The organism is Pseudomonas sp. LY-1, from assembly GCF_053502595.1.
In genome coordinates this window covers 5,706,494-5,719,854 of record NZ_CP094353.1, presented here as the reverse complement: position 1 = coordinate 5,719,854, position 13,361 = coordinate 5,706,494, and the positions used below count along the sequence as shown (strand labels likewise).

The window sequence follows — 13,361 nt, the reverse complement described above, 5'->3', positions numbered from 1 at the left end:
TAGTATCGTATAATCTGTGTTGAAACGAGGTTGGTTTAAGGATTGACAACGGCGATGCAATTGCAACGCATCATCTAATAAAGGAATGTGCAGAATGAAAAAGATAGTTGAGCTTGAGTATAGCTTCCCTGATGCTGAAAACTATAGGCGTCGGGAGTTCAAGGAGCGATTTAGCAAAAGCTTTCTTGCTGATGAATATGTTACGAATATACTAAAGCCTGAAATTTCTTTCCTGATGGGAGAAAAAGGCTCCGGAAAAACAGCATACGCAGTCTATCTAAGTAATAATAAAGTAAATAGCACAATATGTGATTTGAAGTTTATTCGGGAGACCGAGTACCAAAAATTCGTCGCGTTAAAAAAAGAAAAACATTTGGACTTGTCTGACTATACCAATATCTGGCGTGTTATTCTTCTTTTGATGCTATCTAAGCAAATCGCAGAAGAGGAAAGCTCTCTTTTGCCAAGATTCATTAAATTCAAGCATCTGAATGAAGCGATAGATGAATATTATCTTCATGCATTTAGCCCCGAAATCATTCATGCTCTTCAGTTTGTCCAAGAGTCAAAAATAGCTGCCGAGTTTCTCAGTAAACATGCAAAAGCGTCTGGAGAGCAAAAAGAAAGCATAACGTTTTCTGAAAATCGCTTCCAAACAAACCTTCTATATATTCAAAAAAGATTTGAAAAGGTTCTTGAGAGTCTAAAGCTGGCGGATAGTCACACTCTCTTTATAGATGGCATTGACATTAGGCCAAGTGGAATACCGTATCCAGAGTATTTGGACTGCGTAAAAGGTTTGGCAAATGCTGTCTGGCAACTGAATAACGATTTTTTTCCGAAAATCAAGGACTCTAAGGGTCGTTTAAAAGTGGTTCTCCTGATTAGACCTGATATATTTTCATCCTTAAGTCTACAAAATCAGAATACCAAAATTCGGTCAAATTCTGTTTACCTTGATTGGAGAACTTCGTATGAAAATTACGACACTTCGTCAATATTTAGAATGACAGATAAACTACTTTCTTCCCAACAAACAAACAAAAATCGGTTTGACAAAGTTGGCGATGCATGGGCAGGGTACTTTCCCTATCAGATGCCAAGCGCCTCAGCATATAACGACTCTTCGTTCATAGGGTTCTTGCGCTACTCTTTTTATAGACCACGAGACATCATAATGATGCTTGAGTTTCTAAAAGAAAATGCCGTTGATAAAAATCAAGTCGAAAAAGAGCATCATACATTTGAAGACTTTGACAGTGCGGATTTTAAGAGAAAGCTTTCTGATCACCTGCTCGGAGAGATAAAAGATCAAATATCTTTTTATTACACCAATGATGACTATGAGTTTTTCTTGAAGTTTTTCGAACTATTGGAGGGTGATACAAGATTTGATTACAAATCATATCTCGCAGTTCATGCGAAGCTAGTTAAGTTTATCAAAACAACTGGGAAGCCCATACCCCAGTTCATGGATACCCCGATTCAGTTTTTGCAGTTTCTCTATGAGCTTAACGTAATATGCTATGTTGAGGACGTAGAAGGGCATAAGCCTTTTATACATTGGAGCTTTCGAGATAGAAGTTATTCCAACTTTTCACCTAAGGTGAAGGAGGGCGTGAGGTACGAAATATTCTATGGATTGTCTAGGGCGGTAAACTCTGGAAAAAAGCGCGTCAATAAAGCGCCAGTATAGTCGTTTTTAGACTATTCAAACTTACGAAGTCGTATCCGTCCTATCGTGGGGAGCCAGCGAACGTCCTTCGCCTTTCAGGACGTATCCGATTGGCTCCTTTTCGCCGATTGCCGCCTGTCGCGAGGGGCAGCAACCGGCCAGAAGCGGACGCTTAGTGCAGAAAATAAATCTGTCCCCCCTTTTATTGCAAGCAGACACTGGAACAGTCCATGACAGCAGGGCGGCTCATTAGGCTGCACGCGCCCGTAGCGAATGGTCAGGTGCTTTCTGCTTCTGACAGGGCCTTGGCCACTACGGCAGGTAAGCTTCCGGGCGCCCTTATACGCATTTGCTTGTTCAAATTAAAACGACCGAACACAACCGTGATGTCAGAAACCGAGACGTCAAACTCTCGGGCGAGAAACTTAACCATGTGGTCAGTCGCCCTGCCTGCTACGGGTGCGGCGGTGACGCTGATCTTGAGTTGACTCCCTTTCGCCTTGCCGATGGCATCCTTTTTGGCGCTCGGAGTTCCAAGTATGTTCAGAACTAAAGTCTCTCCATCCCACCCACAAAACGAGGACATCTCAAAGCCACGGCCGGATGATTTCTTTTTGGTAATCGCTTTTGCTTTCTTCACATGGATCCTGCGTAGGTCGGATAAAAATGCCTAACTATAAATAGACATCAACGGGTGCATAACATTTTTGGGCGAACGTGCGCTGCCGCTCTGGAGTGTAGTATTTACGAGGAGGGCGGAAGTAAAAACGGTTAGACACCATTGCAGCAATTCCTTTTGCGAACGGTGTTTAACAGTGTCGAGGGTAGCGCGGGGCTTGGAGGAAAGACAAGAGGGCAGCAGCCGTAGCACCGGCACTTGGGGAAAAGACGAACGACTGCTTCTTGCCCGTCCCGGCCTATTGCGACCGGCAGAAGTCGACCCAAGCGGGCTTCTACACTCTCTGATTGAATAAGCTATCGTCCACCGCACGATACTGATCAACACTCGGACTTGAACGAATGACAGACAATCCTTTTCGTATTCCAACAGATGCTGAAATTGCTGACGCAGAGAGCAGGCTCAATTTTCGCTTTCCCGATGAATATATCCGCTTCCTGAAAGGTGGCAGCGATGTCGCAAACGCCGCATTTGAACCCGCGGTGATTTTGGGAGGATGCAGCCATCTGGATATCTTTGAAATTACCGAAGCCGCCTGGGCCCAAGGCGTGCCTCGGGATTGGTTGCCTTTCATTGAGGACAACAGCGACTACTTCTGCATATCGCAGGCTGGTGTTGTTCGATACTGGTCCCACAACGGAAGTACAGACGAAAGTTGGCCAACCTTTGCCGCCTGGTTCGAACAGGTCTGTATAGCCCTTGAGTAGTGTATGTACGATATCTGCGATCCATACCAAGTGTCCGCTGCTGGCCCAGAGTATGTAAAAACGCTTCGCCAAAATTGAAGTGGGCGCATCTACGTTAAATCTGAAATTTTGAACGGCAGTCAGTGAAGGCGAATCTTTTATTCTGCTTATGATCAAGGATGAATAAACGTAACTGATCCATAAACCCCACCTATCCAAACAGACGGCGCCTGAGGTGGGGAGGAATCAAATCATGCTGGCGCGGAGACGATTCTCGGCACAGTTACTTCATTTTTTCGGCCTGATATCCACCACCATCCCTGCCTGTACGTTTTTGATCGGTGACAGTAAGTGCGGCGAAATATTCCAGCGCTGGCCGGTGTCGGTTACCACTGTGACGGTTTTGCGGTTGAACTTCATGACGGTACCGGACAGGCGCTCACCATTGGGTGAATCGAAGCTTACCCGTGCTCCCGGATGGAACTGCATCATCGATTTATGAGCCTCCAATGACTCCAACATCTTCAGCCGTTCGATAATGTGATGATTCAATGTCACTAACTCATCGACGCTCAGATGATCAATGTTGATACTCATGATGCCCTCCAATTCCAGGGGAGTAACGCCTCAACATCTTCAACTGATTCAGCCTGCGGTAATCGCTCCAGTACGTGGCGCAGCCACGTATAGGGCTCCTGGCCGTTGGCTTTAGCCGTTTCGACCAGACTGTAGATCTGCGCACTGGCGGTGGCGCCCTTGGGCGTATCGCTGAATAACCATGCCTTGCGCCCTATGACAAACGGCTTTATCGCTCTTTCGGCGGCATTGTTGTCGATCGGTAAAAAACCGGCCTCCACGTAACGTTCCAGCCGGCTCCAGTTGCTACCCAGATAACTGAGCGCCTTGCCGAGAGCACTTTGCGATGCGACTTGCGGCTGAGTTTTCTCCAGCCAGCTTTTCAACTGCGCGAGCACCGGCAAGCTCTTTTCCTGGCGACCGGCAAAGCGCTGCTCATCCGTCATTTCTTTCAAATCACGTTCGATACCGTACAACTTGTTGATCATCGTCAGCGCAACATCGGCCCGACCGGTTTTACCCTTGGGCTGCACTTTCTGCGCATCGACAAACTTGCGCCGTACATGGGCCATACAAGCCAAACGCTCGACACTCGGCTGTGCGGCCAAGGCGTTATAGCCGGCGTAATCGTCAGTCATCAAATAGCCACGATAGTCGCCGAGCAGCCGCAACGGCACCTCCTGCGCTCGACTGGTGGTGTAGTCAAAAAGAAGGATTGGTCGCGCCGGTGGGCCGCTGGCTTGTACCCACATCCAGGATTGGCTGGTCGGGTCTCGACCTGGCTCTTTGAGCACCTGCACTCGCGTTTCATCGCAGTGAACAATCGGACTTTCCAGTAACCGATCACGCATCAGATTCAACAGCGGTTGGAAGTGTTCGCAGCACTGGATCACCCAGCGCGCCAGGGTTTGACGCGGGATATCGACACCGTGGCGAGCGAGGACTTTTTCGAAACGGTGCAGCGGCAGGCCATCGACATACTTGGCGGTCAGCAACATGGCCAACACGCTGGGGCTGGCCATGCTTTTTTCGATCAGTTGCGCGGGTTTGTCGGCGGTGACCGGTGCAGTTTCACAACCACGGCAGCCATAGACCTTGCGGATGTGTTTGATCACCCGGATCTGCATCGGCACGATCTCCAGCTGTTCGCTGGTTTCTTCGCCGATGGTATGTTTGCGGCAGCCGCAAATGCAGGTCAGTTCGTGTTCGGGGAGTTCGTGGATGACTTCGATTCGTGGCAAGTTAGCGGGTAGAGGCTTGCGTTTGCCACGGCGTTTGGTCGGGGCGACAACTTCTTCCTCAGCATCAACGGGCACTGGCGTGGCGATACTTTCAGCTTCATTGAACAACGGCAGCTGTGGTGTCATCGGATCAACGGTTTGCTCAGATTTTCGTCCGAACAGGCGCTGACGAAGCAGTGCATTTTCCTCTTCAAGAAGAGCGACTTTCGACTGCATCTGAGCAAGTAATTGCTTGAGCGCAGCCGGGTCATCGGGATGGTTGTCGGGCATCGAAGTCATGGCCCGGATTATACCCAATCAAGCAACAAATCGCGGCGTCAAAACCTGATGCGGACGGTTGCGCCACAGGTCAAAACCGTCAAGCAGCCAGTTCAGTTCCTGGACGCTCAATACGATGGCTTCGTCAGTCGCGTCGGACGAGGTTTTGAAACGCTCGGACTCCAGGCGCTTGAGCCAAAGGCAAAAGCCATTGCGCTCCCGCAAGTAAAGGATTTTCACCCGGTTACGGGGGCGATTTAGAAAAACAAAAAGTACCGGGTCGAATACCGCCACCTTGATATCCAGCTCGACCAGGGCGGCGAGGCCGTCGATGGATTTTCGAAAATCCACGGGCTTGGGGTAGAGGTAGACTTTTTCGACTTTGGCGTCGGGACGCATCATGAGGTGCTGGCTCCGTAAAGAGATCGGGAGCACAGCATCAGGCTTCAATGGGCGGCTTTGAATGTGTAGGTGATGGATCGCTTACGAATAAACGTCGTTTCAATTAGGAGGTCCTGATGGCCACTGCACATGTTTTCATCGCCGTCAGCCTGGACGGCTTCATCGCCCGGCCAGATGGCGACATTGATTGGCTTTTGCAGCGTGATGATCCGACTGAAGATCATGGCTACTGCGCCTTCATTGCCGACAAGGATGTGATCGTGATGGGGCGAGGCAGCTATGAGAAGGTGCTGACCTTCGACACATGGTTCTACGACCGGCCCGTCGTGGTGCTGTCTGAACAACTGGCCGGTACGCCGGTGCCCAAGGCGTTGAAGGGCAAGCTGCGCTTCTCACACCTCGCACCAGGGGAGCTGATGGCCGAACTGGCGAGGCAAGGCATGCATCGTGTCTATGTCGATGGCGGGCAGTTGGTGCAATCCTTCCTGCGCGATGGGTTAGTCGCCGATATGGTGATTACCACTGTTCCCGTACTGATCGGATCGGGAAGGCGATTGTTTGGGGCCCTTCAGCAGGACATTGACTTGGAACTGGTATCCAGTTGCAGCTTTCCTTCGGGGTTGGTGCAGTCTACCTATCGGTTGACGGTATGACCGGTTCGGGAGGGTGTTCGATCTAGAGCAATGAGGGGAGAGGGGGGGGATTTATTTGCCGAGGCCGATTCTCGTGGATGTTGGCTTTTCTTCTGGCAGTCAGTTAGTGGTCGACTTCTGCCGGTTATGACAGGCAGAAATCGGCCAGTAGCGGACATTATTCGCTCTATGGATAATCCGACGAGCTACTTATGACGTTGAAGGGAGAAACCCATGGAGCTTCATGAGCAATTGGATCAGGTCAAGGACGCCAATACCTTTCTGGCTTTTGCCCACGCCCTGGCGGAAGACAAATCGAATGGTGACTGGGAAAACGGGACGATAGAAGCCTTCCTAGACGGAGCTATTGCATGGGCCGAGGCCAGTAATTTTGGCGTCGATCAGGGGCTTCAAGGCTCCAATCCTTGGCGGCAATTCGCTAATTTTTTGTACTGCGGAAAAATATACGAGTAAACAGGTGAAATGTTTATTCGCTTTAAGCGTTGCGTCTAGGGGGTAGCCGAACGGGCTCGGCTCCACCTCACGATCGACCGATTCTGGTCGGTCACCGCCAATTTTAACTGGCTGTATTGGGTCGATTGTAGCCGGTCGCGAAAGACCGGAACGCTGTTTCAAGTACTGTTTCATGGCTACCACAGGACAGCCGGAAGGCCGCCTTCTCGAGCCGTCGACGCTGTGCATAGCTGCCAAGCGTTTCGCCCATCCATGCGGCGAAAATTCGATGAAAATGGAAACGCGAGAAATTGGCGATGTCGGCTAACTGCGCGCCATCTAACGGCTGATCGAGGTGAGCATCGATGTAGTTGAGTACACGATTTATCCGTCGCGCGTACTCAGCGCGGGATACTTGCGCAGAAGGCTTGGTCGTCATGTTAGCTATTCTAAAAGTCACCGTTCATGTGGCTGTTGAGCCGTTGAGTTCCTGCGATAACCGCAGCGGGTTCTTTGTTTCTTTCTCGGCAGCCTGCAGCTCCAGCGTAGGCCAATCTGTAGCAAAGGTATCGAGTTTGAACTGTTGGCAGAGCGCTTAAAGCGTCATGTCAATCCACGGAGACAGCACAGGACCAGGCACTTCGACGGTCATCGGGTTTTTGAAATAACGCCACCCATGTATTGATTTAAATCGCGAAAATCCTTAACGCTCCATGAGTGCGGCGATAGCTTTACTCCATTCTCTCGCAAGGTTCTTGGAATTAAGTCGCCATTTGGGCGAAGTATTATCGAAGACACAATCACGCCCGGATAATCATTTAATCGTTTTTTGAAAGCGAGCGTTGTTAGATCAGGCGTCGGCGGATTACTTTTTTTAGCCAGTGGTCCTGTTGCTTTGAGATCCATTCCATGGCACATGCTGCATCGCTGTAGATAGAGATTTTTTCCATTAGCATTATCCGCGAAGGATAGTGATGTTTGAGTCAGCGACAACATTCCTAGCGAAGCGATAAGCAATACTTTCATTGTTTTTATCTTCCTTGATGGGACCGGCGTTGATTGGACGCGATTGGGCGCGCGGGAAAGATATCAGCCATCGCGTCGGCGCACACGGTCATTTCTGATGCCCATTAAACCAACACGTTTTCCCGGAGGTAATCGGGGGCAGACCCCGGTTGTTTCCTGCATATGGGGGAGAATCGGCGTCGTTCGCCAACCCCGACCGACCTAACGGAAATTTTTCGCCACAGATACTGACTTTCAACCCCAATCGCTCCTGCGCTAACTTCCTCCCCGTCGCTTCCAACCCAGCGACCGGACTTGAGAATCCGAGAAACAATAGGCGCATAGGCGCCACCATCCATTAGACTGTTGGCGCTTTTTTGTGCCGCATGTCTGTGCAATGGCGGCTATGCGTGGGAGACCTTCGGGTCTGCCGGGTTCCTATTGTCCCGGTTTCTCAGCCCGCGCATAGCTGCCACCCATTCGCATGAGAAACGAACGTGGCAGGTCTCTACATTAGGAGCTAAAACCATGAGCATTTCTGACAGGCCATACCCTCACAACCCCACCACCCACACCTCCGCCCATCCAGGAGGTGCCCAATGATCAACCCACCCCTCAACAAAACCCTCGGCGTCATCACCTTTTCTACCTGTGGCAAGCAGCCCAACCTTCACCGACTATTCCGCGTGAACGCCGGCGTGCCCATCCGCGATGCGTTGGAGCATGCCTCCGAACTTCTCCACTGTTCAAAACTGCTGGCGTTGGATGCCGCCATGGACACGGGCGCGGATCGTTATGCCTGGGCGGCGCATTATTTGGGGGAGATGGCGAAGGCGGTGGTGGATGATTTGGCGAATGGGATGTTGGCCAATGGGGTGACGGAGGAGGGTGAAGTGGCGGGTAGTTAGTCTGGTGGTTTGAGGGTGTTGCGGCTGACGCTATCGCAGGCAAGCCAGCTCCCACAAGGGGCTGTGTTTCAAGTTGATGTTGCGCTGGTCGGGGATTTTGCTGGTTGCCCACTTTTCGACGGGCGAAAAAAAAGACCTTGAATTTCAAGGTCTTTTTTTAAGATGGTGCCCCGAGGGAGACTCGAACTCCCACTCCTTTCGAAAACGGATTTTGAATCCGCCGCGTCTACCAATTCCGCCATCAGGGCTCAATGGCGGCGAAGTATAGAGATGAGATTACCGTTGGTCAATCACGTTTCATGGTCAATTTTGACTATTTCCGCTAGACTTCCCGGCCCTGCTAGACGAACCCCATCATGCGCGTTGCTGACTTTACTTTTGAGCTCCCTGATTCGCTGATCGCCCGCCACCCTTTGGCCGAGCGTCGCGCCAGTCGACTGCTGACCCTGGACGGGCTCAGCGGTGCCCTCGCACACCGTCAATTCACTGATTTGCTTGAGCATTTGCGCCCGGGCGATTTGATGGTGTTCAACAATACCCGGGTGATTCCGGCGCGGCTGTTTGGCCAGAAAGCTTCCGGCGGCAAGCTGGAAATTCTGGTGGAGCGGGTGCTGGACAGCCATCGCGTGCTGGCCCATGTGCGCTCCAGCAAGTCGCCGAAACCGGGTTCGACTCTGCTGATCGATGGCGGTGGCGAGGCCGAGATGGTGGCGCGTCATGATGCGTTGTTCGAGCTCAAGTTTGCCGAGGAAGTGTTGCCGCTGCTGGAGCGCGTCGGCCATATGCCGTTGCCTCCTTATATAGACCGCCCCGACGAAGATGCGGACCGCGAGCGCTATCAGACGGTGTATTCCCAGCGCCTCGGTGCTGTCGCGGCGCCGACGGCCGGGCTGCATTTCGACCAGCCGCTGCTGGATGCGATCGCCGCCAAGGGCGTCGAGAGCGCGTATGTGACCCTGCACGTGGGGGCCGGCACGTTTCAGCCGGTGCGTGTGGATAACATCGAAGACCACCATATGCACAGCGAATGGCTGGAAGTCAGCCAGGACGTCGTGGACGCGGTCAACGCGTGCAAGGCGCGCGGCGGGCGAGTGATTGCCGTGGGCACCACCAGCGTGCGTTCCCTGGAAAGCGCGGCGCGTGATGGCGTGCTCAAGCCGTTCAGCGGCGACACCGATATCTTTATTTACCCCGGCCGGCCGTTCCATGTGGTCGATGCGCTGGTGACCAACTTCCATTTGCCGGAATCCACGCTGTTGATGCTGGTGTCGGCATTTGCCGGTTATCCGGAAACCATGGCTGCTTATCAGGCTGCCATCGACAATGGGTACCGTTTTTTCAGCTACGGTGATGCGATGTTTATCACCCGTAATCCGGCGCCACGCGGCCCAGAGGAACAACTATGAGTCGTATGTCGTTTGAATTGCTGGCCACTGACGGCAAAGCCCGTCGCGGTCGTCTGACCTTTCCGCGCGGTACGGTAGAGACCCCGGCGTTCATGCCGGTCGGCACCTACGGCACCGTCAAAGGCATGCTGCCGCGCGATATCGTCGCCACCGGCGCCGAAATCATCCTCGGCAACACCTTCCACCTGTGGCTGCGCCCGGGCACGGAAGTGATCAAGAAGCACGGCGACCTGCATGACTTCATGAAGTGGCAAGGCCCGATCCTCACTGACTCGGGTGGTTTCCAGGTGTTCAGCCTGGGCGCCATGCGCAAGATCAAGGAGGAGGGCGTGACCTTCGCCTCGCCGGTCGACGGTTCCAAAGTGTTCATGGGCCCGGAAGAGTCGATGCAGGTCCAGCGCGACCTGGGCTCCGACATCGTGATGATTTTCGACGAATGCACGCCGTACCCGGCCGATGAAGACGTCGCGCGGGTTTCCATGGAGTTGTCGCTGCGTTGGGCCCAGCGCTCGAAGAACGCCCACGGCGACAACACCGCGGCGCTGTTCGGTATCGTCCAGGGCGGCATGCATGAAAGCCTGCGCAAGCGCTCGCTGGAAGGCCTGGACAAGATCGGCTTCGACGGCCTGGCCATCGGCGGTCTGTCGGTGGGTGAGCCCAAGCACGAGATGATCAAGGTGCTGGATTACCTGCCGGGCCTGATGCCCGCTGACAAACCTCGTTACCTTATGGGCGTTGGCAAACCGGAGGATCTCGTAGAGGGTGTGCGCCGCGGTGTGGACATGTTCGATTGCGTGATGCCAACCCGTAATGCCCGCAATGGGCATCTGTTCATCGATACAGGCGTGCTGAAGATCCGTAACGCGTTCCATCGCCATGATGATTCGCCGCTGGATCCCACCTGTGACTGCTATACCTGCCAGAACTTCTCCCGTGCTTATCTGCACCATCTGGACAAGTGTGGGGAAATGCTGGGTAGCATGTTGAATACCATCCACAATTTGCGTCATTACCAAGTCCTGATGGCTGGTTTGCGCGAGGCTATTCAACAGGGTACATTGGCCGCCTTCGTCGATGCCTTCTATGCCAAGCGCGGGCTCCCTGTGCCGCCCTTGGACTGAGTTTTCCGACCCTAAGATTCACTATTTGCAACTGGAGTGCTAAATGAGCTTTTTTATCTCTAACGCCATGGCTGATGCCGCTGCGCCTGCTGCTGCCGGCCCTATGGGCGGTGGTTTCGAGTGGATTTTCCTGGTCGGCTTCCTGGTCATCTTCTACCTGATGATCTGGCGTCCACAGGCCAAGCGCGCCAAAGAGCAGAAAAACCTGCTCGGCAGCCTGCAGAAAGGTGACGAAGTCGTGACCACCGGCGGTATCGCGGGCAAGATCACCAAGGTTTCCGATGCTTTCGTGGTTCTGGAAGTCTCCGACACCGTCGAAATGAAGTTCCAGAAGGGCGCCATCGCCGCCACGCTGCCTAAAGGCACGCTCAAAGCGATCTGAGTAACAACTTTTACCAATCGACGGGGCGCGCAAGGCGCCCCGCGTTATAAGCGGGCGGCGTGATGCTGAACAAATACCCTCTGTGGAAATACCTACTGATCCTGGCGGTGCTGGCGATCGGTTTTATTTATTCCGCTCCCAATCTCTATCCTGATGACCCTGCGATCCAGATCTCTGGCGCCAGCACTTCGCTGAAGGTCAATCAGGCTGACCTGGAACGCGCGAGCAAAGCGCTCACCGATGCGGGCATCCAGGTCAAAGCGGCAACGTTGGCAGCTGATGCGAAGGGCGGCTTGTTGCGCCTGACCAAGCAAGAAGACCAATTGCCGGCCAAAGACGTCGTGCGCAAGGCCATGGGTGACGACTACGTTGTCGCGCTCAACCTGGCACAGACCACGCCAAAATGGCTGCGCAGCATTGGCGCGCACCCGATGAAGCTGGGTCTGGACTTGTCCGGCGGTGTGCACTTCCTGCTGGAAGTCGACATGGACAAAGCCCTCGATGCGCGCCTGAAAGTCTACGAAGGCGACGTGAAGAGCCTGCTGCGTAAAGAGAAGTTGCGTTATCGCAGCCTGCCGCAGCTCAACGGTGCCATCCAGCTGGGCTTCTCTGACGAAGCGTCCCGCGAGCAGGCCCGTGCGCTGATCCGCAAGAACTTCAACGATTTCGACATCGTACCGGCCGACCTCAACGGTCAACCTGTACTGCGTCTGGCGATGACCCCGGCCAAGCTGGCGGAAATCCGCGAATACTCCATCAAGCAGAACTTGACCACGGTGCGTAACCGCGTCAACGAGCTGGGTGTGGCCGAGCCGATCGTTCAGCGCCAGGGCGCCAACCGCATCGTGGTTGAGCTGCCGGGCGTGCAGGATACCGCTGAAGCCAAGCGTATCCTCGGCAAGACCGCCAACCTGGAATTCCGTCTGGCCGCCGAGCCGGGTGCTTCCAAAGCCACTTCCGAGACCTTCGAGTTCCGTGAAGGCAACCGCCCTGCGGCGCAGATCGAGCGTGGCTTGATCATCACCGGCGACCAGGTGACTGACGCCAAGGCCGGTTTCGGCGAGCACGGTACGCCTGAAGTGAACATCCGCCTGGATGGCCATGGTGGCGAACTGATGAGCCGCGCCACACGTAGCAACGTCGGGCGCAGCATGGCGGTGATCTTCATCGAGCAACGCCCGGTCACCACCTACACCAAGCAAATGGTCAACGGCGTCGAGAAAGACGTGCCGGTGCAGACCTTCAAGGAAGAGAAGAAGATCATCAGCCTGGCGACCATCCAGTCGCCGCTGGGTGCTCAGTTCCGCATCACCGGCCTGAACGGTCAGGGCGAATCGTCCGAGCTGGCCCTGCTGCTGCGCGCTGGTGGCCTGGCTGCGCCGATGTACTTCGCTGAAGAACGCACCATCGGCCCGAGCCTGGGTGCCGACAACATCACCAAGGGTATCAATGCGGCCTTGTGGGGCATGCTGTTCGTGTCGCTGTTCATCATCGCCATCTACCGCTTCTTCGGCGTCATCGCCACCGTGGCCCTGGCGGGCAACATGGTGATGCTGCTGGCCTTGATGTCGTTGCTGGGCGCTACGCTGACCCTGCCAGGCATCGCCGGTATCGTCCTCACCATGGGGATGGCGGTGGACGCCAACGTGCTGATCTTCTCGCGGATTCGTGAAGAGATCGCCGCCGGCATGACCGTGCAGCGCGCAATCAACGAAGGCTTCGGCCGGGCATTTACCGCGATTCTCGACTCCAACCTGACCACATTGCTGGTCGGCGGGATTCTCTTTGCCATGGGCACCGGCCCGGTCAAAGGTTTTGCGGTGACCATGTCCCTCGGTATCTTTACCTCGATGTTCACGGCCATCATGGTGACCCGCGCAATGGTCAACCTGATCTTTGGCGGGCGTGACTTCAAGAAGTTGTGGATTTAAGGGGCT

15 protein-coding genes and 1 tRNA gene are annotated in these 13,361 nt (G+C 53.8%); 9 read left to right on the top strand and 7 right to left on the bottom strand.

All coding sequences use genetic code 11. The features are described 5' to 3' along the window. Positions 1-94: 94 nt before the first annotated feature. The gene (locus tag MOQ67_RS26210; RefSeq protein WP_448125407.1) at positions 95-1,696 is read left to right on the top strand and encodes a P-loop ATPase, Sll1717 family; all 1,602 of its coding nucleotides are present in this window, start codon (positions 95-97) and stop codon (positions 1,694-1,696) included. A gap of 256 nt (positions 1,697-1,952) precedes the next feature. Here MOQ67_RS26210 and MOQ67_RS26205 read toward each other — a convergent pair whose 3' ends face one another. Then, on the bottom strand, positions 1,953-2,315 hold the full coding sequence (locus tag MOQ67_RS26205; RefSeq protein ID WP_017846747.1) for a DUF167 domain-containing protein: 363 nt from the start codon (positions 2,313-2,315) through the stop codon (positions 1,953-1,955). 380 nt (positions 2,316-2,695) lie between these two features. Between MOQ67_RS26205 and MOQ67_RS26200 the strand changes: the two genes are divergently transcribed. After that, positions 2,696-3,061, top strand: coding sequence for an SMI1/KNR4 family protein (locus MOQ67_RS26200; RefSeq protein WP_017846748.1), 366 nt, complete (start codon positions 2,696-2,698; stop codon positions 3,059-3,061). A gap of 267 nt (positions 3,062-3,328) precedes the next feature. On the opposite strand, the gene MOQ67_RS26195 is transcribed toward MOQ67_RS26200, so the two are convergent. Genes MOQ67_RS26195 through tnpB form a run of 3 tightly spaced genes read right to left on the bottom strand, consistent with a single transcriptional unit; the run spans position 3,329 to position 5,517 of the window. Beyond that, positions 3,329-3,637: a hypothetical protein gene (locus MOQ67_RS26195; RefSeq protein ID WP_104903687.1), complete on the bottom strand. Its 309-nt coding sequence runs from the start codon at positions 3,635-3,637 to the stop codon at positions 3,329-3,331. Continuing rightward, positions 3,634-5,136 carry an IS66 family transposase gene (tnpC, locus tag MOQ67_RS26190; protein ID WP_102619022.1) on the bottom strand — a complete coding sequence of 501 codons (1,503 nt, stop codon included), beginning with the start codon at positions 5,134-5,136 and terminating at the stop codon, positions 3,634-3,636. The genes MOQ67_RS26195 and tnpC overlap by 4 nt, the downstream gene beginning before the upstream one ends. A gap of 18 nt (positions 5,137-5,154) precedes the next feature. Next, on the bottom strand, positions 5,155-5,517 hold the full coding sequence (gene tnpB / locus MOQ67_RS26185; RefSeq protein ID WP_232925431.1) for an IS66 family insertion sequence element accessory protein TnpB: 363 nt from the start codon (positions 5,515-5,517) through the stop codon (positions 5,155-5,157). A 116-nt stretch (positions 5,518-5,633) separates the two neighbouring features. Here tnpB and MOQ67_RS26180 point away from each other — a divergent pair, with 116 nt between their 5' ends. Both MOQ67_RS26180 and MOQ67_RS26175 read left to right on the top strand, forming a co-directional pair. Then, positions 5,634-6,170 (top strand): dihydrofolate reductase family protein, encoded by a 537-nt coding sequence (locus tag MOQ67_RS26180; RefSeq protein WP_198717450.1) that lies wholly within the window; start codon positions 5,634-5,636, stop codon positions 6,168-6,170. 213 nt (positions 6,171-6,383) lie between these two features. Next, complete coding sequence (locus MOQ67_RS26175) at positions 6,384-6,623, top strand: DUF7660 family protein (RefSeq protein ID WP_069556794.1); 240 nt, start codon at positions 6,384-6,386, stop codon at positions 6,621-6,623. Positions 6,624-6,726: 103 nt separating this feature from the next. Here the strand turns inward: MOQ67_RS26175 and MOQ67_RS26170 are convergent, their stop codons facing one another. After that, positions 6,727-7,041: a helix-turn-helix domain-containing protein gene (locus tag MOQ67_RS26170; RefSeq protein ID WP_232925432.1), complete on the bottom strand. Its 315-nt coding sequence runs from the start codon at positions 7,039-7,041 to the stop codon at positions 6,727-6,729. Between the two features lie 209 nt (positions 7,042-7,250). Next, positions 7,251-7,628 (bottom strand): c-type cytochrome, encoded by a 378-nt coding sequence (locus tag MOQ67_RS26165; RefSeq protein ID WP_082118788.1) that lies wholly within the window; start codon positions 7,626-7,628, stop codon positions 7,251-7,253. 578 nt (positions 7,629-8,206) lie between these two features. Between MOQ67_RS26165 and MOQ67_RS26160 the strand changes: the two genes are divergently transcribed. After that, entirely contained in the window at positions 8,207-8,515 is a 309-nt protein-coding gene (locus tag MOQ67_RS26160; RefSeq protein ID WP_017846211.1) for a DUF3077 domain-containing protein, read from the top strand. 163 nt (positions 8,516-8,678) lie between these two features. Here MOQ67_RS26160 and MOQ67_RS26155 read toward each other — a convergent pair. Continuing rightward, positions 8,679-8,763: transfer RNA gene (locus MOQ67_RS26155), tRNA-Leu, on the bottom strand. Positions 8,764-8,871: 108 nt separating this feature from the next. Here MOQ67_RS26155 and queA point away from each other — a divergent pair. The 4 genes from queA to secD all read left to right on the top strand — a co-directional run bounded on the left by queA (position 8,872) and on the right by secD (position 13,355). After that, positions 8,872-9,921 (top strand): tRNA preQ1(34) S-adenosylmethionine ribosyltransferase-isomerase QueA, encoded by a 1,050-nt coding sequence (gene queA / locus MOQ67_RS26150; RefSeq protein ID WP_017846191.1) that lies wholly within the window; start codon positions 8,872-8,874, stop codon positions 9,919-9,921. 5 nt (positions 9,922-9,926) lie between these two features. After that, a complete protein-coding gene (gene tgt / locus MOQ67_RS26145; protein ID WP_010565220.1) occupies positions 9,927-11,042 on the top strand; it encodes a tRNA guanosine(34) transglycosylase Tgt in 1,116 nt (371 codons plus the stop codon). Positions 11,043-11,085: 43 nt separating this feature from the next. After that, on the top strand, positions 11,086-11,424 hold the full coding sequence (gene yajC / locus MOQ67_RS26140; RefSeq protein WP_003175975.1) for a preprotein translocase subunit YajC: 339 nt from the start codon (positions 11,086-11,088) through the stop codon (positions 11,422-11,424). 62 nt (positions 11,425-11,486) lie between these two features. Beyond that, positions 11,487-13,355, top strand: a complete 1,869-nt coding sequence (gene secD, locus MOQ67_RS26135) for a protein translocase subunit SecD (RefSeq protein WP_017846189.1) — start codon at positions 11,487-11,489, stop codon at positions 13,353-13,355. Positions 13,356-13,361: the final 6 nt, after the last annotated feature.